Origin of the sequence: Chelatococcus sp. CO-6, assembly GCF_001271345.1 — a bacterium.
GTDB classification, from domain to species: Bacteria; Pseudomonadota; Alphaproteobacteria; order Rhizobiales; family Beijerinckiaceae; genus Chelatococcus_A; species Chelatococcus_A caeni.
The window spans coordinates 2,573,065-2,590,000 of record NZ_CP012398.1; the positions used below are offsets into that span (position 1 = coordinate 2,573,065).

Below are 16,936 nucleotides of genomic sequence, written 5' to 3' on the forward strand. Positions count from 1 at the left end.
CGCCCGCGCGGCGAGGCGCAGCGACCGATCGTCTCGCCGCTGCGTCCGGGATCGGCCTTCGTCGGTCAATTGCGTCGCAGGAGGCGCTCCAGATAGTCGATTTCCTCGCTCGGCCGCGTGGGATCGCCGAGCCGCCGGCGCAGCTCGTCGAGGATGCGCCGTGCCCGCACCGCCGCTGATTCGTCCGCGCCCGGAATGCGCACGCGGCCGTCCGACCAGTCGCGATTGCGCGTCGGCCGGCCGAGGGGATCCTCGTTGCGCGGCCCGCCGGGGCCCGTCGCGCCCTGCTGGGGCGGCCCGTCGGAGCCGTCGGCCTGCTGCGGCTGGCCGTTGCCCTGCATCTGCTGGGCGAGGCCCTGCGCGCCGCGCTGCAGGGCATCGAGCGCCCGTCCTTGGGCATCGACGGCATCGCCGCTCTGCCCCTGGCCGAGCTGGCCTTCGGCCTCGCGCATCGCCTCCTCGGCCTCGCCGAAGCCGGGCTCGTCCTCAAGGCCGAAGTCGCGCATCCGGCGCCGCAACTCCTCGAGCCGCTCGCGCAACGCCTGCTGCCGGTCGGTGAGCCCCTGGCCGTCCTCGCCCCGCTGGCCGTCCTGTCCCGGCTGCGCCTGCTGGCCCTGATTCTCGCCCCGCTGGCCCTGCTGGCCGCGCTGGCGCTGTCCGCCTCTGTTCTGCTGCGACCACGGCGCGCTCTGGCGATAGGTGTCGTCGCGCAGGTTGCGCTGGTCGCGCATCATCTCGTCGAGCTCGTTGAGGGAGCGGTTCATTTCCTGCGAGAACTGGTCGCCGCCCTGGTTGGGCCGCGCGGTCTGCAGGTTCTCCAGGATATTGCGCAGTTCGTCGAGCAGGCGCTGCGCGTCCGCCGTGGCGCCCTGCCGGGCCAGTTCCTCGAGCCGGTTGAGGAGGTTGTCGAGGTCCTGCGGCGTCACGGTGCGCGCATTGGCGTCCGGCCGCGCCTGGTTGGTCTGTCCGGGATTCTGCTGCATGCGCTGGGCGAATTCGCGCAGGAAGTTGTTCATCGCCTGGCGCAGTTCGTCCGTCAGGCGCCTGATCTCCTCCTCGTCCGCCCCGCGCTCCAGCGCCTGGCGCAGCGCCTCTTGGGCGGCGCGAAGATCGCGCTCGGCCTGCGACATGCCGCCGTCCTCGATCTGCAGCGCCATTGCCCACAGCAGTTCGGCGACGTCGAGGAGCTCTTCGTCGCTCTTGGCGGCAGCAAGGCGCGTGGAGGCGAGGCCGAGGCCGACATAGATCCCGAGCTCCGGCGTGAAGTCTTCCGGGGCGATGAGCAATGCATCGAGCGCCGTCTGCACCCGGTTGCGCTCGTCCGGCGCGAGCACGAGGTTGCGGCGCTGCTCGACGAGCGCCTTGGCGAGCGGCTTGGTGAAGGGCCGCTGCGGTAGCACGACGGTCTTCGTCTCGCTGCGTCCTTCCTGGCCCGCGTGGTCGCGGGCGACCAGCGTCATGGCCACGGTGGCGCCGGCCCAGGGGCTCGCGGACAGATCGTTCGTGGTGCGCGTGTCCTCGTCCGCCGCCGGGTCGATCGGCAGGGCGAGCGGGATGCGCGGCGGCGGCACCAGCGTACGTGCGCCCTCGCGTCCGAGCGGCGCGACGAGCGCCTCGGCGGTGTCGATGCCGTAGTCGTCGCGCATGCGGTAGGTGAGGGTGATGCTGCCGCGCGAATTGTTCTGCGGCTCGCCGGAGAAGGCGACCGTCGGCACCATGTCCGGCGTCGCCTCGATGACCACCCGGCTGGTGCCCGCCTGCGACGAGACCACGAGTTCGTCGTCCGCCTTTACCGTGAAGCGATGCTCGGTGAGCCCGGCGGGTGCGCCCCCGGCCGGCTTCTCGACGCTCGCCAGGCCACGGCCGGCGGAGACGGAAAGGTCGGCACTGCCGGCCGCCCGCACCACGACCGTGCTGCCGACGGGCGCCTTGGCCTGGCGCACGTCGCCGCCGCGCAGGTCGAGCAACAGCGGCGGCAGGCGCGTGTAGTGCGGCGGGTCGATCCAGCCGTCGATGCGGAAGGCCGGGCCGGTACCCTGCGGCGTCTGCCAGTCGAAGGCGGTCGTCAGGCGCGGCACGACGTCCGAGCCTGCGGCGATGAGCGCCGCCGCGAGCACGACGATGAGGCTGCCGCGCACGGCGAAGGGGTCGCGCGCCGCCATGCCCGGGCGCGGCGGCGCGACGCGCATCGAATCGATCGCCGCAGCGGCGCGCTGCCGGTGCGCGTCCCACAGGGCGAGGGTGCCGGGGTCGCTCGGCGTGCCGGCGAGGCTGTCGGCGAGCGCTGCGGCGGGCCGGTGCGGCGCCGGCGAATCGCGGTCGATGCGGGCGAGCGCGCGCTGCCGCGTCGGCGGGGAGATGCGCAAGAGCGGGACGAGCGAGGCAAGCAGCACCAGGGCGGCAAGGCCGACCCCGTAGGGCCGCGCGCCCGTGGGCAGCATGTCCCAGAGGCCGAGGAGCGACAGGATGAGGAAGACGATGACGGTGCCGAGCGGCCACCACAGGGCGGGCCACAGCGCTTCCCACCACAGGACCAGCCGGGCGCGCGTCGTCAGCGCGCGGAGCCGTTCATCGATCATGGGCCGTGCACGTGCGGGCACTCGTGCCGGGCTTTCGCTCATGCGGGTTCTCCACGCGCCGTCTCCGGCACAATGCCCCCACCGGCACGAAGGTTAACATGCCCGGGCGCGACGAGAACCCCGTCTCACGCCGATTTGTGGTTGAGCCAGCCGGGGATTCGGTCGAGGGCGATCATCTCCGCGACGCTCGGGCGCGGCCGCACGACGGCGGCATCGCCACCCCGCACCAGCACCTCCGGCACCAGCGGGCGGGTATTGTAGGTGGTGGCCTGCACCGCCCCGTAGGCCCCCGCCGTCATGACGGCGATGAGGTCGCCCGCCTTCACCTCCGGCATCCGGCGCCCGAGGGCGAGGTAGTCGCCGCTCTCGCACACCGGCCCGACGACGTCGGCCTTGATCTGTCCCGCATGTGGGGCCTGCACCACCGGGATGATGTCGTGGTGCGCCTCGTAGAGGGTCGGCCGGATGAGGTCGTTCATGCCGGCGTCGACGATGACGAAGGTCTTGCCCTCGCCGTGCTTCACGTAGACCACGCGCGTCACGAGGATGCCGGCGTTGCCGGCGATCATGCGGCCGATCTCGAAGACGAGCTCGAGGCCGAGGCCCCTGGTGTGGCGGGTGATGACCTCGGCATAGGCCTTCGGATCCGGCGGCGGCGGATCGTCGTGGCGATAGGGAATGCCGAGGCCGCCGCCGAAGTCGATGTGGTGCAGCTTGTGGCCCGCCGCCATCAGGTCGCGCGCCAGCTCGGCGAGCAGGGCTGCTGCGTTGTCGAACGGGGCAAGATCGGTGATCTGGCTGCCGATATGCATGTCCACCCCGCGCACGGCGATGCCGGGCAGGGTGGCGGCATGGGCATAGACTTCCCGTGCGCGGGAGATCGGGATGCCGAACTTGTTCTCGGACTTGCCGGTCGAGATCTTGGCGTGGGTCTTCGCGTCGACGTCCGGATTGACGCGCACCGAGACGGGCGCGACCTGGCCGCGCGACTGCGCCACTTCGGACAGGGCCTCGAGCTCCGGCTCCGATTCGAGGTTGAAGCACAGGATGCCGGCGTCGAGCGCCGTCGCCATCTCCTCCTTCGTCTTCGCGACGCCGGAGAAGACGATCTTGTGCGCCGGCACGCCGGCCGCGAGCGCGCGGGCGAGTTCGCCGGCCGAAACGATGTCCATGCCGGCGCCGAGATCGGCGAGCGTCCTGAGCACCGCCTGATTCGAATTGGCCTTCACGGCGTAGCAGACGAGTGCCTTCTCGCCGGCGAAAGCCTCCGCGAAGACGCGGTAGTGCCGGCTCAGCGTCTCGGTGGAATAGCAGTAGAACGGCGTCCCGACCTCGGCGGCGAGACGGGTGAGGTCGACGTCCTCGGCATGGAGAACGTCGTCACGGTAGGAGAAGTGGTGCATGGCCGGACGGGCCGCCGGAGCGGCCGCTCTTTCAAAGGATGGCGTCGAGGAAGAAGGGCTCGTTGGGACGCGGCTGCGCGACCGGCTGTTTCCTCGGCGTGCCGACGGGTGAGGGCGTCAGGCTCGCACCGCCGGTCGAGGTCTTCTCCTCCTGCGCCGGGGCGTTCGGGTCCGGCGGCAGTTCGAGCGCGCCGCGTCGGCCGCAGGCGGCAAGCGCAAGCGCGACGGCGAGGACGACGGCAAGGGAACGGACGGTGGGCAGCGGTGACGGCACGAAGGCATTCTCCGGGAAAACGGCGCGCACTATAGCGGAAGGATCGCGAAGCGCGAGCCCCAAACGCCGGCGATGGTACTGTCGCGCGGCCGAAGGCGCGATCCGCCACCTGCGCCCATCGGCCACGTCTTCGTGAGCGGCGACGGTCTGGATTTCGCCGCCGGCGCGCACTAATGCGCCCATGAGATGATTGAGGAGAGGTGACAGACCCATGGCCGAGACCACGCCGCTCATCCGCCGGCCGCTGTTCGTCGTAGCCGTCCTCGGGGCCGCGGTCCTCGGGGTGGGGCTTGCCCTCACGACGGGCCGGCTCGTCGGCGGCAACGACGGTGCAACCGCCCAGTGCGAGATGGCGCAGGCGACGCTCGACCGGCTGCGCCCGCTCGCCAAGGGCGAAGTGGCGGCCGTGAAGGTGCCGTCGACCCCGCAGGCCCTGCCGGCACTCGCCTTCGACGGGCCGGACGGCAAGCGCCTGACGCTGGCCGATTTCAAGGGCCGCACCGTCCTTCTCAATCTCTGGGCCACCTGGTGCGCGCCGTGCCGCCAGGAGATGCCGGCGCTCGACGCCCTCGAGGCGGACCTCGGCGGCGCGGATTTCGAGGTCGTCGCCGTCAATATCGACACGCGCGACCCTGAGAAGCCGCAGGCCTGGCTGAAGGACGCCGGCATCACGCGCCTCGCCCATTATCGGGACCCGGAAGCGAAGATCTTCCAGGAGCTCAAGTCCGCCGGCAAGGCCTTCGGCATGCCGACGACGCTCGTCGTCGGGCCGGAGGGCTGTGCCGTCGCCGAGCTCGCCGGCCCGGCCGAGTGGCATTCGGACGACGCGGTGGCCTTCATCAAGGCGGCGCTCGGCCGCTAGCCGCCTTCGCCGGGGCGTGCCGCGAGGCAGGGATCGAGGATGACGAGGTCCTCGTCCGCCCGCTGGTAGCCGCCCGTCACGGCGACGACCTCGCCCGGCTGCATGCCGTTGGTGGAATAGGTGACGCAGAGCACCCGGACGTCCGGCTCCGTGCAGATGCCGAGATAGGCCAGCGCCCCGTCATGCTCGACGAGCGACAGCGGCCCGACGGCTCCGAAGTCGATGCGGGCCGTCTCCTCCGGATCGGGCGCGTCGCGGATGAGGTCGCGGATCTCGTGGCAAGCGGCCGGTTTCGCCGGCGGCGCATCGGCCGCGGCGAAGGGGCTCTCGCCCTTGTCCCGGGCGAGGCTTCCCGGCGCGGCGGCCAAGGCCAGCAGAAGGGCCGCAGGAAGCGCTGCACTTTTCGGCATTTGCACCTCCGTCGCGTCGTAGCCAGGGAAAAGGCACATGAAAAAGGGCACGCCGCTGTGCGACGTGCCCCGTTGCGTTTCGCTATGCCGCGCGTCAGCCCTTCTCGGGCACGCGCACCGCGATGCCCTTGTCGCTGAAGTGGCCCTGCAGCTCGCCCGACTGGAACATCTCGCGCACGATGTCGCAGCCGCCGACGAACTCGCCCTTCACGTAGAGCTGCGGGATCGTCGGCCAGCTGGAATAGTCCTTGATGCCCTGGCGGATGCCGTCGTCCTCGAGCACGTTGACGCCCTTGTAGGGCACGCCGAGGTAATCGAGGATCTGCACGACCTGGCCGGAGAACCCGCACATGGGGAACTGCGGGGTGCCCTTCATGAAGAGCACGACGTCGTTGGTCTTGACCTCGTTGTCGATGAAAGCGTGGGCGTTGCTCATGATCTTTCCCTGTTCGCGGGGCTCGTCCGTCGACCCGCGGTTCGGCATCAATTGTCGGGTGCGGCCGTCGTCAATGCAAGGGCGTGGAGCGCCCCGCCCATGCGGCCTTGCAGCGCGGCATAGACCATCTGGTGCTGCTGCACGCGGCTCTTGCCCTTGAACGACGGCGAGATCACCGTCGCGGCGTAGTGGTCACCATCGCCGGCGAGATCGCGAATCTCGACCGTCGCATCGGGAAGATGCGCCTTGATCAGCTCTTCGATCTCGTGCGCGTCCATTGCCATTGCCGCAGCCCCTTCCCTTGTCCCGCCGTGCCAGTTCAGGCGATTTGACCCGCCATGTAGTCCGGCAGCCATGATTCATGCGCCGTTTTGAGGCGTTCCAGAGATATGGGCGTCTCGCCCGGCAGGGTCAACGCCTCGCCGCCGGTGAGGCCGACGGGCAGGGCCGGCACGCCGGCCTCCGCCGCCCTGGCGAGAACCGCCTCGGCCTCGTGCGCCGGCACGGCGAGGACGTAGCGCGCCTGGTCCTCTCCGAAGAGGAAGGCGTGGGCGGAGAGGCCCTCCGGCACGGTATCCACCGTGCAGCCGATGCCGCTCGCCATCGCCATCTCGGCGAGCGCCACCGCGAGGCCGCCGTCGGAGCAGTCGTGCACGGTCCTGACGCGCCCGGCGCGGATGAGGTGGCGCACGAAATCGCCGTTCCGCCTCTCGACGGCGAGGTCGACCGGCGGCGGCGCGCCCGCTTCGCGCCCGCGGATGTCGCGCAGGTAGAGCGACTGGCCGAGCCAGCCCTTCGTCTCGCCGATGAGGATGAGGGTCTCGCCCACGCCCTTGAAGGCGACGGTGGCATGCACCCTGACGTCGTCGAGGAGGCCGACACCGCCGATGGTCGGCGTGGGCAGGATGGAGCGCCCCTGCGTCTCGTTGTAGAGCGAGACGTTGCCGGAGACGACCGGGAAGTCGAGCGCCCGGCAGGCCTCGCCGATGCCGCGGATGCACCCCACGAACTGGCCCATCACGTCCGGCTTCTCCGGGTTGCCGAAATTGAGGTTGTCGGTGACGGCGAGCGGCAGGCCGCCGACCGCCGTGATGTTGCGCCAGGCTTCCGCCACCGCCTGCTTGCCGCCCTCGACAGGATCCGCCTCGCAATAGCGCGGCGTCACGTCCGTCGTCATGGCGAGGCCCCTCGGCCCGTCGCCGACGCGCACGATGGCGGCGTCGCCGCCCGGCGTCTGCACCGTGTTGCCAAGGATGAGGTGGTCGTACTGCTCCCACACCCAGCGCTTGGACGAGAGGTCCGGCGTGCCGACGAGCTTGACGAGCGCCTCGCCGTTCGCCATCGGAGCCGCCACCGTCTCGGGCGGCAGCACGGGCTCGAAGGCGTTCTGGATATGCGGACGGTCATAGAGCGGCGCCTCGTCGCCGAGCTCCTTGATCGGCAGGTCGGCCATCACCTCGCCCTTGTGCCTGACGACGAAGCGCAGGGTGTCCGTCGTCTTGCCGATGACGGCGAAATCGAGCCCCCACTTGCGGAAGATGGCCTCGGCGATGTCGTGCTTGTCGGGGTCGAGCACCATGAGCATGCGCTCCTGGCTCTCCGACAGCATCATCTCGTAGGCGCTCATGCCCTCCTCGCGGCAGGGCACGGCGTCGAGGTCGAGCTCGATGCCGAGGTCACCCTTGGCGCCCATCTCGACGGCCGAGCAGGTGAGGCCGGCCGCGCCCATGTCCTGGATGGCGATGACGGAGCCCGAGGCCATCAGCTCGAGGCAGGCCTCGAGCAGCAGCTTTTCGGCGAAGGGATCGCCGACCTGCACGGTCGGGCGCTTCTCCTCGGAATTCTCGTCGAACTCGGCCGAGGCCATGGTGGCGCCGTGGATGCCGTCACGGCCCGTCTTCGAGCCGAGATAGACGATCGGGTTACCGACGCCGGTCGCCTTGGCGTAGAAGATCTCGTCCGCCTTGGCGATGCCGACCGCCATGGCATTGACCAGGATGTTGCCGTCGTAGCGCGAGTGGAAGCCCACCGAGCCGCCGACGGTCGGCACGCCGAAGGAATTGCCGTAGCCGCCGATGCCGGCCACGACGCCGGCGACGAGATGGCGGGTCTTCGGGTGGTCGGGAGAGCCGAAGCGCAGGGCGTTGAGCGCCGCGACAGGCCGCGCGCCCATGGTGAAGACGTCGCGCAGGATGCCGCCCACACCTGTCGTCGCGCCCTGGTAGGGCTCGATGTAGGACGGGTGGTTGTGGCTCTCCATCTTGAAGACGCAGGCGAGCCCGTCGCCGATGTCGATGACGCCGGCGTTCTCGCCCGGGCCCTGGATGACCCACGGCGCCTTGGTCGGCAGCGTCTTCAGGTGCAGGCGCGAGGACTTGTAGGAGCAGTGCTCGTTCCACATCGCCGAGACGATGCCGAGCTCGGTGATCGTCGGCTCGCGGCCGATGAGGGCCACGAAACGCTCGTATTCGTCGGGCTTCAGGCCGTGCTCGGCGACGAGTTCGGGCGTGATCTTTGGCTCGTTCGGGATCATCTCGGTTTCCGCTTGGGCTCGGTCGAAAAGCGCTCGCCCGGCCATAGCCTTTCAGCCCCGCCGAGGCAATCGCCGCGACGGCGAAAAGGTCTGCGGCCGCCTCCGGCGCACCATTTTGGCACAGCGGCAGCGGCACGGAATTCGCGATCCGTTCACCAACAGTAGTGCGTGGGGAGCGGATCGAATGGCCATGGGATGGATTGGAAGCTTTTCGGATGGTCTGCGCAAGCGCGCCGACACGCTGCTTGCAGCGGCGCGCATCCTGTGGCCCGTGCTCCTGCTCGCGCCCTGCGGGCTCGTGGCCGAATATGCCCGCGCCGCCAACGTGCGCTTCGACATGCAGAGCGTCCTCGACGCCACGGCCCGGCAATTGGCCCATGAGGCGGGGGAACTCGACCAACTGGCCCTGGAGCGCCGGGCCGGCCAGATCTTCAGGGCGAATTTCTACGGCCTCGGCGTGACCTGGGTGGAACAGGTCACGGTCGAGAAGGATCTGGCGACGCGCACCCTCACCGTCTCGGCCTCGGGCCGCGTCGAGACGGGCGTGCTGGGCCTCTTCCGCTACGAGACCATGCCGGTCACGGCTGCGACGCGCGTGTCCTGGGCGATGTAAGCCTGGGCGATGTAACCCGGGCCGCGGCCGCCGCGGGTCACGCGGCGGCGAGGCTTTCGAACAGGCCGCGCCCGTCCACACCGCCGACGAGGTCGTCGATGAGGTTCTCGGGGTGCGGCATCATGCCGAGGACGTTGAGATCCTCCGAGAACACGCCGGCGATGTCGTTGAGCGAGCCGTTGGGGTTCGCCGCGCGCGAGACGTTGCCCGCCGCGTCGCAATAGCGGAAGGCGACGCGCCCCTCCGATTCCAGCTCGTGCAGCGTCTCCTCGTCGCAGACGTAGTTGCCCTCGCCATGGGCGATGCAGACGTCGATGACCTGGCCGACATGGTAGCGGTTGGTGAAGGCCGTGTCCGCGCGCGCCACCTTGAGGTGCTGGCGCCGGCAGATGAAGTGCAGGTCGGCGTTGCGCATCAGCACGCCCGGCAGGAGGCCGGATTCGCACAGGATCTGGAAGCCGTTGCAGATGCCGAGCACGAGCCCGCCGCGCCCCGCATGCGCACGCACCGCGTCCATGATCGGCGCCCGGCTGGCGATCGCGCCGCAGCGCAGATAGTCGCCGTAGGAGAAGCCGCCCGGCAGCACGGCAAGATCGGTGCCCGCCGGCAGGTCGCGGTCGGCGTGCCAGGCGGAGACGACCGTGGCGCCGGCCTGTCTCAAGGCGCGCGCCACGTCGCCGTCGCGGTTGGAGCCGGGGAAGGTGATGACGGCCGCTTTCATCGCCGCTTACTCCGCGAGCTCGATGCGGTAGTTCTCGATGACGGTGTTGGCGAGCAGGCGCTCGCAAGCGTCGCGCAGTACGCTCTCGGCCTTCGCCTTGTCCGCGCTCTCCACCTCGATGTCGAAGACCTTGCCCTGGCGCACCGTGCCGATGCCCTCGATGCCGAGGGACTTGAGGCCGCCTTCGATGGCCTTGCCCTGCGGGTCGAGCACGCCTTGCTTGAGGGTCACGGTCACGCGGGCTTTCATGGTTCAGGTCTCCGGCACGGGGAAATGGAAACGGGGGCCAACGGCCCCCGCTTAATCAAAATCGCGCCTTGCGGCAACTTCTAGCGCGTCACTGCACCAGGCGCGGGCCGCCGTGGCCGGGCCGCTCGTTCTCGGTAAGGATGCCGAGACGGCGGGCGACTTCAGAATAGGCCTCGATCAGGCCGCCCATGTCCTTGCGGAAGCGGTCCTTGTCCATCTTGTCGTTCGACTTGATGTCCCACAGGCGGCAGGAGTCGGGCGAGATCTCGTCGGCGACGACGATGCGCATCATGTCGCCTTCCCACATGCGGCCCGTCTCCATCTTGAAGTCGACGAGGCGGATGCCGACGCCGAGGAAGAGGCCGGAGAGGAAGTCGTTGACACGGATGGCGAGCGCCATGATGTCGTCGATCTCCTGCGGCGTCGCCCAGCCGAAGGCGGTGATGTGCTCTTCCGAGACCATCGGGTCATTGAGCGCGTCGTTCTTGTAGTAGAACTCGATGATCGAGCGCGGCAGCTGCGTGCCTTCCTCGATGCCGAGGCGCTGCGACAGGGAGCCGGCGGCGACGTTGCGCACCACCACCTCGAGCGGGATGATCTCGACCTCGCGGATCAGCTGCTCGCGCATGTTCAACCGACGGATGAAGTGCGTCGGCACGCCGATGTCGTTGAGGTTCTGGAAGATGTATTCCGAGATGCGGTTGTTCAGAACGCCCTTGCCGTCGATAATCTCGTGCTTCTTGGCGTTGAATGCGGTCGCATCATCCTTGAAGTGTTGAATGAGCGTGCCCGGCTCGGGGCCCTCGTAGAGCACCTTTGCCTTGCCCTCGTAGATACGACGGCGACGGTTCATCGGCGTATACCGTGTTTTGAGAAAGTCCATCGGGGGTGCCGTGGCTCCATACAAAAGGTCCGCGGCTCGAAGCGGGCGGGGACCGGTTCGAGGCTCTTTGTGCTTGCGGACATAGCCCTCGCCCGCGAGGCGCAACCTAGCCGATTGCGCACTGAAGCACAACGACTGCGCCCGCATTGCGGACGCGCCATGGGCCATCACTCACGTTCATGTGGGGCGTTGCCGCATGCGTTGCAAGCGAGCACCGTCCGGTGTCTGATGGAAGGAAAGTGGAGGAGGCGCGATTTGAGCCCGATTTGGGCTGGCGCTTCAGCGTCGTGCCATCTATATCGCCGCCTGAGCGACCGCATGAGGGAGAGTTGAGCCCGATGACGACCTTCGACAAGCGCGAAGAGGCCTTCGAGAAGAAGTTTGCGCACGACGAGGAGCTGCGCTTCAAGGCGACGGCCCGGCGCAACAAGCTGCTCGGGCTCTGGGCGGCGCAGCAGCTCGGCAAGTCCGGGCCGGACGCCGAGGCCTATGCCAAGAGCGTTGTTCTCGCCGATTTCGAGGAAGCGGGCGACGACGATGTCTTCCGCAAGGTGCGGGCCGATTTCGACGCCGCCGGCGTCGGCCAGTCCGACCACCAGATCCGCCGCACCATGACGGAGCTGATGGCCCAGGCCATCGAGGAAGTCAAAGGCCAGTAAGGCCGCCGCTGCTGCCGACTTGTGGGGGGACGCCATGTCGATCCATGGGGATTTCGCCAGCCGGCTCGCTGCCGGCGAGCCGCTGTTCTCCGCCTGGGTCGGCAGCCGGGAACCGGCGGTCGCCGCCGTGCTCGCCCGTGAGGCCTTCGACCTCGTCACGCTCGACATGCAGCATGGCGCCGTCGACATCGACGCCGCCATCCGCGGCATCCAGCTCGTCGCCGGCGCCGGCAAGCCGGCGGTCGTGCGCATTCCCGTCGGCGATTTCCAGGCGACCTCGCGCATGCTCGACGCCGGCGCCGCCGCCGTCATCGCGCCGATGGTCAATTCCGCTGCTGACGCGCGGGCCTTCGCGGCCTTCGCCAAGTTCCCGCCGCTCGGCGAGCGCAGCTGGGGGCCGCATGCGGCGCTCGCGCTGTCGGGCCTGGCGCCGAAGGACTATCTCGCCCGCGCCAACGGCCTCACCGGCGCGGTGGCGATGATCGAGACGCGGGCGGCGCTCGACGCGCTCGACGACATCCTCGCGGTCGAGGGCATCGATGCCGTCTTCATCGGCCCGTCCGACCTGTCGATTGCCCTCAGCGGCGGGCGTGAGCTCGAGCCGGAATCGGCGGCCGTCGACGAGGCGATCGACCACGTGCTTGCCCGCGCCAAGGCGGCCGGCAAGGCGGTCTGGGCCTATGCGGGCTCGCCGGAGCGCGCGGCGGCCTTCGCGCGCAAGGGCATCGTCGTCTCCGCCATCGGCAGCGACACGGTCTTCCTGCGCCAGGGCGCGCAGGCGGCGCTCGCGGCTGTCGGGCGCTGATCAGGCCGGGTAGGGCAGGCCGAAGGCGCGCGCGAGGAACAGGCCGCCCTGGCGCAGGCCCTCGCCGTCGATGCCGTGGCCGATGCCGGGCGACAGATGCCACTCGGCCGGTACCTCGAGGTTCGACAGGGCCTGCGACGAAAAGAACAGCGCCTCGACCGGGATGACCTCGTCGGCATCGCCGTGCACCAGCAGCACCGGCGGCCGGGCGCGGATCTCCTCGCGCATTTCCTCGGGTGCCGCGCCGCTCGGCCCCACCAGCATGCCGGAATAGCCGACGATCGCGGCCGGCGCTCTGCGCCGCCTGAGGCCCACGTGCAATGCCATCATGGTGCCCTGGCTGAAGCCGACGAGGGCGAGCTGGTCCTCGCTCAGCCTGTGCCGCGCCAGCTCGGCATCGAGGAAGGCGTCGAGGCCGGGCCCGGCATGATTGACGCCGCGCCAGCGCTCGTCCGGGTCGCGGAAGGTGAGGGGAAACCACTGCCGCCCCATGGGCGACATGCCGCAGGGCTCCGGCGCGTGCGGGGAGACGAAGGCCGCGTCCGGCAGCCAGCGCTGCCACTGGCGGCCGATGTCGATGAGGTCGTTGCCGTCCGCGCCGTAGCCGTGCAGGAAGACGACGAGCTGGCGCGCGGTGCCCGATCGCGCGGCAAGGCGCGGCCCATCTATCGTTCGCTGGTCCATGTCGTCGTCCCGTGCGGCTCGTGGTGGCATTTCCCGCTGATTAGCGAATCGTGCCGGCACGGTCGAGCGATTCGCGTCGGCTCACGTAGCGTCGGCGCCGAGCACCGGCGCACCCTCGCGGCCCTGGCGCGCGATGCGGTAATAGGCCCACAGCACCCGTGCGGCGACACCGCGGAAGGGTTGCCAGCGTTCCTCGGCGATGGCGCGCAGCGCCTTCTCGCGCGGGCGCTCGTCGAGCGCGAGCGCAAGGCGCGCGGCCTCCTGCAAGGCGAGGTCGCCGGCCGGGAAGATGTCGGGATGACCGAGGCAGAAGAGGAGGTAGATCTCCGCGGTCCACGGGCCGATGCCCTTCACCGCCGTGAGCGTGGCGATGGCCTCGTCCGGCGCCATCGCGCCGAGCGCCTCGATCGGCAGATGTCCTTCGGCGATGGCGAGGGCGACGGCGCGCAGGCCGCGCATCTTTGGGAGCGAGAGCCCGCAGGCGCGCAGGTCCGCATCGCTTGCAGCGAGGAAGGCGAGGGGCTCGAGCGGGTCGAAGTGCGCCGTCACCCGCGCCCAGATGGCATTGGCGCTGGCGACGGACACCTGCTGGGCGACGATGATGCCGGCGAGCCCGGCAAAGCCCGGATCACGCAGGCGCAGCGGCGGCCGCGCGCCGGCCTCGACCAACTCGCCGATCAGCGGGTCGGCGGCGATGAGGCCGGTGAGGGCATGGTCGAGCGCCGTCTCGCCGTCGATGATGCGCGGCATCGGATAACCTCGGCATGATTCGAATCGTGGTCGTTTCATCATGACGCATGCGGCAGTGGGGGCGAAGACGACACCCGTTTTGCGCTTTGCGCCGAGCCCGAACGGCTTCCTCCACCTCGGGCACGCCTATTCGGCGCTGCTCAACGCGGCGCTCGCCCGCCGGCTGGGCGGGCGCCTGCTGCTGCGCATCGAGGACATCGACCCGACGCGCTGCCGCCCGGAGTTCGAGCAGGCCATCTACGAGGACCTCGCCTGGCTCGGCCTTGCATGGGAGGAGCCGGTGCGCCGCCAGTCGGATCACATGGACGACTACGGGGCCGCGCTGGCGAAGCTGCGCGAGATGGGCCTCGTCTATCCGTGTTTCGCCAGCCGCCAGGAGATCCGGACGGCCATTGCCGAACGAGAGCGCACCGAGAGCCGGCCGTGGCCGCGCGACCCCGATGGTGCGCCGCTCTATCCCGGCCTCGCCCGGCGGCTGCAGGCCGGTGAGGTCGCCCGCCGTCTCGCCGCCGGCGAACCGCACGCCCTGCGGCTCGACATGGCGGGTGCCCTGGGCCGCCCTGCAGCATCCGGTCGCGAACTGACCTTCGTCGCCTTCGATCCCGACGGTGGCGAGCGGGTCGTCTCCGCCGATCCCGCGCGCTGGGGCGACGTGGTGCTCGCGCGCAAGGAGGTGCCGACAAGCTATCACCTGTCGGTGGTCGTCGACGACGCGCTGCAGGGCGTGACGCATGTCGTGCGCGGACGCGACCTCGAGGCGGCGACCGATGTGCACCGCCTCCTGCAGGCGCTGCTCGGCCTGCCGGCGCCACGCTATCACCATCACGACCTCGTTGCCGACGAGGCCGGCCTCAAGCTCGCCAAGAGCCGCGGCTCGCCGGCCCTGCGCGATCTCAGGGCGGCAGGGATCGGCGCGGACGAGATCAGGCAGCGCCTCGGCTTCCGTCTCTAAGTTCTAAAACGATCTCTAGCCGGCCCCGAGTACGGTGAGCCACAGGATGGTGCTCGCCAGCGCGAAGCCCGTCGACATGGCGATGGAGCCGGAGGCGATGGCAATGCCGCAGCGATAGCGCTCGGCGAGGAGATAGGCGTTGATGCCGGAGGGCGAGGCGGCGAACAGCACGGCGACGCCCGCCCAGGTTGGCGGAATCTGGAAGACGTGCAGCGCCAGCACATAAACGATGAAAGGGTGCACCAGGAGCTTGAGCACCGTGATCGTGCTCGCGAGGCCGATGCCTTCGCCGAAGCCGTAGCGCCGCAGCGCGACGCCCATGGCGATGAGCGCGCAGGGCACGGCCGCCTCGGCGATGGGGTTGATGAGGGCCCAGGCGACGTCGGGCAGCCCGCCCGGCAGAAGCCTCGCCAGCGAGCCGAGGATGACCGCGATGACGATGGGATGGGTGATCAGCCGCCGCGCGATGGTCAGCGGCGAGGTGCCGCGCCCTTCGACGAGGATGGTGGCGATCGTCATCATGATGGGCAGGTGGATGGCGATCAGCAGGAAGAGCGGAACGGCGCCCTCGTCGCCATAGGCCTCGAGGATGAGCGGGATGCCGACGAGCACGGTGTTCGACTGCGCCGCCGAGAAGCCGGCGACGGCCCCCTCCGTCTCCGTGACGCCGAACAGGCGGCGCGCGATGACGGTGGCGAGCACCCACACGACGGCGACGCCGCCGAAATAGGCGAGCCAGTAGCCCCAGGGCTGCACCTCCGGCAGGGTGGCCTTCGCCAGGGTGCGGAAGATCAGGCAGGGAATGGCGAGGGCATAGACGAAATCCGACAGGCCTTCGCCGGTGCGGTCGTTGAGCAGGCCGATGAAGCGGGCGAGGAAGCCGACGGCGATGAGCCCGAAGATCGGCAAGACGAGCAGGAAGACGGAGAGCATGGCCTGACCGGTCGGAGAAGCTGCGCGACCTTGGAGCGGGGGCGCCGGACGGGCTAGGCGCGCAGGCGCAGGGCTGCCATGCGGGCGCCGGAGCGGCTCAGCCGCCCTCGGCCATCTGCACGCCCGTCTCGGCCCGGCCGCGCAGCTCGCGGATCTGGTCGCGCTGGCGGCGGAACTCGGCGAGCGCCGTGCCCTCCAGCTCGCGGCCGCGCGGCACCTTGATCTTCATCGGATTGACGAAGTGGCCGTTGACCAGCACCTCGTAGTGCAGGTGCGCGCCGGTCGACAGGCCCGTGTTGCCGACATAGCCGATGACCTGGCCCTGGCGCACCCGGCTGCCTTCCTGGATGCCGCGGGCGAAGCCCGACTGGTGCGAATAGGTGGTGACGTAGCCGTTGGCGTGCTGGATCTCGATGCGCCGGCCATAGCCGGAGCTCCAGCCGGCCTTGATCACGACGCCGTCGCCGGCGGCGAGGATGGGCGTGCCGGAGCGGTTCGCCCAGTCGACGCCCGTGTGCATCTTGGAATAGCCGAGGATCGGATGGCGCCGGGAACCGAAGCCCGAGCGCATGATGCCGTCGGTGATCGGCTTGCGCAGCAGGAACTTCTTCAGCGAGCGTCCGTCCTGGTCGAAATAGTCGATCGCGTTGTCCTGCGGCGACTGGTAGCGGTAGACCGCCCGCCGCTCGCCGCCGACCGTGAGTGCGGCAAACAGGACATCCCCGCCGGCCGTGCCGTCGTCGTCGGCCATGAACAGCTCGATCGAGTCGCTCGATCCGACGCGGCGCTGGAAATCGACGTCATAGGCGAAGATGCGGATGAGGTCCTGCACCACGGAGCGCGCGATGCCGTTCTTCTGTGCCGTCTCGTAGAGGCTCTCGTAGAGACGGGCGCCGCGCGCACCGCGCCCGCCGGTATCGTCCTCGCCTTCCTCGTCGGTCTCCTCGCCCGTCTCGGCCGAGGCGGTGGCGAACTCCTCCTGCGGCAGCGACACCGGGACGAAGCGGCCCCTGTCGTCGAGGGCGGCGATCGCGGCGATCGACTGGGAATCGAGGACCATGACACGCACGATGCGGCGCGGGCCGCTGCCGTCGGCATTCGGCGCAAGGAGCAGGCGCACGTTCTGGCCTTCGCGCAGGGCCTTGACCACTTCGCTCCCGAGCGCGGCGAGAATGGCCGCCACCTGCTCC

General features: G+C 69.8%; 19 protein-coding genes (1 of these 19 cut by a window edge). 5 read left to right on the top strand and 14 right to left on the bottom strand.

Features of this window, described 5'->3' with window-relative positions; translation table 11 throughout:
* Positions 1-65: 65 nt before the first annotated feature.
* The 3 genes from AL346_RS12085 to AL346_RS25045 form a co-directional block, all read right to left on the bottom strand.
* The gene (locus AL346_RS12085) at positions 66-2,579 is read right to left on the bottom strand and encodes a TIGR02302 family protein (RefSeq protein ID WP_019402205.1); all 2,514 of its coding nucleotides are present in this window, start codon (positions 2,577-2,579) and stop codon (positions 66-68) included.
* A 125-nt stretch (positions 2,580-2,704) separates the two neighbouring features.
* Positions 2,705-3,982 (bottom strand): diaminopimelate decarboxylase, encoded by a 1,278-nt coding sequence (lysA, locus tag AL346_RS12090; RefSeq protein WP_019402204.1) that lies wholly within the window; start codon positions 3,980-3,982, stop codon positions 2,705-2,707.
* A 31-nt stretch (positions 3,983-4,013) separates the two neighbouring features.
* Entirely contained in the window at positions 4,014-4,490 is a 477-nt protein-coding gene (locus AL346_RS25045; protein ID WP_245303200.1) for a lipoprotein, read from the bottom strand.
* Here AL346_RS25045 and AL346_RS12100 point away from each other — a divergent pair.
* Positions 4,468-5,118, top strand: coding sequence for a TlpA disulfide reductase family protein (locus tag AL346_RS12100; protein WP_019402201.1), 651 nt, complete (start codon positions 4,468-4,470; stop codon positions 5,116-5,118). The two genes, AL346_RS25045 and AL346_RS12100, sit on opposite strands and share 23 nt — an antisense overlap.
* On the opposite strand, the gene AL346_RS25375 is transcribed toward AL346_RS12100, so the two are convergent.
* The 4 genes from AL346_RS25375 to purL form a co-directional block, all read right to left on the bottom strand.
* On the bottom strand, positions 5,115-5,528 hold the full coding sequence (locus tag AL346_RS25375) for a hypothetical protein (RefSeq protein WP_019402200.1): 414 nt from the start codon (positions 5,526-5,528) through the stop codon (positions 5,115-5,117). The genes AL346_RS12100 and AL346_RS25375 overlap by 4 nt on opposite strands.
* Before the next feature lie 94 nt (positions 5,529-5,622).
* Positions 5,623-5,964 carry a Grx4 family monothiol glutaredoxin gene (gene grxD / locus AL346_RS12110; protein WP_026015135.1) on the bottom strand — a complete coding sequence of 114 codons (342 nt, stop codon included), beginning with the start codon at positions 5,962-5,964 and terminating at the stop codon, positions 5,623-5,625.
* A 47-nt stretch (positions 5,965-6,011) separates the two neighbouring features.
* Positions 6,012-6,248: a BolA family protein gene (locus AL346_RS12115; protein ID WP_026015134.1), complete on the bottom strand. Its 237-nt coding sequence runs from the start codon at positions 6,246-6,248 to the stop codon at positions 6,012-6,014.
* 35 nt (positions 6,249-6,283) lie between these two features.
* The gene (gene purL, locus AL346_RS12120) at positions 6,284-8,497 is read right to left on the bottom strand and encodes a phosphoribosylformylglycinamidine synthase subunit PurL (protein ID WP_019402197.1); all 2,214 of its coding nucleotides are present in this window, start codon (positions 8,495-8,497) and stop codon (positions 6,284-6,286) included.
* Positions 8,498-8,687: 190 nt separating this feature from the next.
* Here purL and AL346_RS12125 point away from each other — a divergent pair, with 190 nt between their 5' ends.
* Positions 8,688-9,110, top strand: coding sequence for a hypothetical protein (locus AL346_RS12125; protein ID WP_156332742.1), 423 nt, complete (start codon positions 8,688-8,690; stop codon positions 9,108-9,110).
* A gap of 37 nt (positions 9,111-9,147) precedes the next feature.
* On the opposite strand, the gene purQ is transcribed toward AL346_RS12125, so the two are convergent.
* From purQ to purC, 3 genes are all read right to left on the bottom strand, one after another.
* On the bottom strand, positions 9,148-9,831 hold the full coding sequence (purQ, locus tag AL346_RS12130) for a phosphoribosylformylglycinamidine synthase subunit PurQ (protein ID WP_019402195.1): 684 nt from the start codon (positions 9,829-9,831) through the stop codon (positions 9,148-9,150).
* A 6-nt stretch (positions 9,832-9,837) separates the two neighbouring features.
* Positions 9,838-10,080, bottom strand: coding sequence for a phosphoribosylformylglycinamidine synthase subunit PurS (gene purS, locus AL346_RS12135; RefSeq protein WP_026015133.1), 243 nt, complete (start codon positions 10,078-10,080; stop codon positions 9,838-9,840).
* An 88-nt stretch (positions 10,081-10,168) separates the two neighbouring features.
* Positions 10,169-10,963: a phosphoribosylaminoimidazolesuccinocarboxamide synthase gene (gene purC / locus AL346_RS12140; RefSeq protein ID WP_019402193.1), complete on the bottom strand. Its 795-nt coding sequence runs from the start codon at positions 10,961-10,963 to the stop codon at positions 10,169-10,171.
* Between the two features lie 338 nt (positions 10,964-11,301).
* Between purC and AL346_RS12145 the strand changes: the two genes are divergently transcribed.
* Both AL346_RS12145 and AL346_RS12150 read left to right on the top strand, forming a co-directional pair.
* A complete protein-coding gene (locus AL346_RS12145; protein ID WP_019402192.1) occupies positions 11,302-11,622 on the top strand; it encodes a DUF1476 domain-containing protein in 321 nt (106 codons plus the stop codon).
* A 34-nt stretch (positions 11,623-11,656) separates the two neighbouring features.
* Positions 11,657-12,427 carry an HpcH/HpaI aldolase/citrate lyase family protein gene (locus AL346_RS12150; RefSeq protein ID WP_026015132.1) on the top strand — a complete coding sequence of 257 codons (771 nt, stop codon included), beginning with the start codon at positions 11,657-11,659 and terminating at the stop codon, positions 12,425-12,427.
* Here the strand turns inward: AL346_RS12150 and AL346_RS12155 are convergent, their stop codons facing one another.
* Both AL346_RS12155 and AL346_RS12160 read right to left on the bottom strand, forming a co-directional pair.
* A complete protein-coding gene (locus AL346_RS12155; protein ID WP_019402190.1) occupies positions 12,428-13,111 on the bottom strand; it encodes an alpha/beta hydrolase in 684 nt (227 codons plus the stop codon).
* Positions 13,112-13,192: 81 nt separating this feature from the next.
* A complete protein-coding gene (locus tag AL346_RS12160; RefSeq protein ID WP_019402189.1) occupies positions 13,193-13,861 on the bottom strand; it encodes a DNA-3-methyladenine glycosylase in 669 nt (222 codons plus the stop codon).
* A 40-nt stretch (positions 13,862-13,901) separates the two neighbouring features.
* On the opposite strand from AL346_RS12160, the gene gluQRS reads away from it, so the two are divergent.
* Positions 13,902-14,813 (top strand): tRNA glutamyl-Q(34) synthetase GluQRS, encoded by a 912-nt coding sequence (gluQRS, locus tag AL346_RS12165; protein WP_040404395.1) that lies wholly within the window; start codon positions 13,902-13,904, stop codon positions 14,811-14,813.
* 15 nt (positions 14,814-14,828) lie between these two features.
* On the opposite strand, the gene AL346_RS12170 is transcribed toward gluQRS, so the two are convergent.
* The gene (locus tag AL346_RS12170) at positions 14,829-15,746 is read right to left on the bottom strand and encodes an AEC family transporter (RefSeq protein WP_019402187.1); all 918 of its coding nucleotides are present in this window, start codon (positions 15,744-15,746) and stop codon (positions 14,829-14,831) included.
* A gap of 97 nt (positions 15,747-15,843) precedes the next feature.
* Positions 15,844-16,936, bottom strand: the 3' portion of a protein-coding gene (locus AL346_RS12175; protein ID WP_156332743.1) for a M23 family metallopeptidase. 1,031 nt of this gene lie beyond the right edge of the window; 1,093 of the gene's 2,124 nt are visible here — the last part of the coding sequence; its start codon lies beyond the right edge, outside the window — the gene reads right to left on this strand; its stop codon occupies positions 15,844-15,846.

Coding starts and splice junctions, on each gene's coding strand:
- purC (WP_019402193.1), bottom strand. CDS start 10,963: ATGGACTTTCTCAAAACACGGTATACGCCGATGAACCGTCGCCGTCGT.
- lysA (WP_019402204.1), bottom strand. CDS start 3,982: ATGCACCACTTCTCCTACCGTGACGACGTTCTCCATGCCGAGGACGTC.
- purL (WP_019402197.1), bottom strand. CDS start 8,497: ATGATCCCGAACGAGCCAAAGATCACGCCCGAACTCGTCGCCGAGCAC.
- AL346_RS12160 (WP_019402189.1), bottom strand. CDS start 13,861: ATGCCGCGCATCATCGACGGCGAGACGGCGCTCGACCATGCCCTCACC.
- purS (WP_026015133.1), bottom strand. CDS start 10,080: ATGAAAGCCCGCGTGACCGTGACCCTCAAGCAAGGCGTGCTCGACCCG.
- AL346_RS25375 (WP_019402200.1), bottom strand. CDS start 5,528: ATGCCGAAAAGTGCAGCGCTTCCTGCGGCCCTTCTGCTGGCCTTGGCC.
- grxD (WP_026015135.1), bottom strand. CDS start 5,964: ATGAGCAACGCCCACGCTTTCATCGACAACGAGGTCAAGACCAACGAC.
- AL346_RS12155 (WP_019402190.1), bottom strand. CDS start 13,111: ATGGACCAGCGAACGATAGATGGGCCGCGCCTTGCCGCGCGATCGGGC.
- AL346_RS12145 (WP_019402192.1), top strand. CDS start 11,302: ATGACGACCTTCGACAAGCGCGAAGAGGCCTTCGAGAAGAAGTTTGCG.
- purQ (WP_019402195.1), bottom strand. CDS start 9,831: ATGAAAGCGGCCGTCATCACCTTCCCCGGCTCCAACCGCGACGGCGAC.
- AL346_RS12085 (WP_019402205.1), bottom strand. CDS start 2,579: ATGATCGATGAACGGCTCCGCGCGCTGACGACGCGCGCCCGGCTGGTC.
- AL346_RS12115 (WP_026015134.1), bottom strand. CDS start 6,248: ATGGCAATGGACGCGCACGAGATCGAAGAGCTGATCAAGGCGCATCTT.
- AL346_RS12170 (WP_019402187.1), bottom strand. CDS start 15,746: ATGCTCTCCGTCTTCCTGCTCGTCTTGCCGATCTTCGGGCTCATCGCC.
- gluQRS (WP_040404395.1), top strand. CDS start 13,902: ATGACGCATGCGGCAGTGGGGGCGAAGACGACACCCGTTTTGCGCTTT.
- AL346_RS12150 (WP_026015132.1), top strand. CDS start 11,657: ATGTCGATCCATGGGGATTTCGCCAGCCGGCTCGCTGCCGGCGAGCCG.
- AL346_RS12100 (WP_019402201.1), top strand. CDS start 4,468: ATGGCCGAGACCACGCCGCTCATCCGCCGGCCGCTGTTCGTCGTAGCC.
- AL346_RS12125 (WP_156332742.1), top strand. CDS start 8,688: ATGGGATGGATTGGAAGCTTTTCGGATGGTCTGCGCAAGCGCGCCGAC.
- AL346_RS25045 (WP_245303200.1), bottom strand. CDS start 4,490: ATGAGCGGCGTGGTCTCGGCCATGGGTCTGTCACCTCTCCTCAATCAT.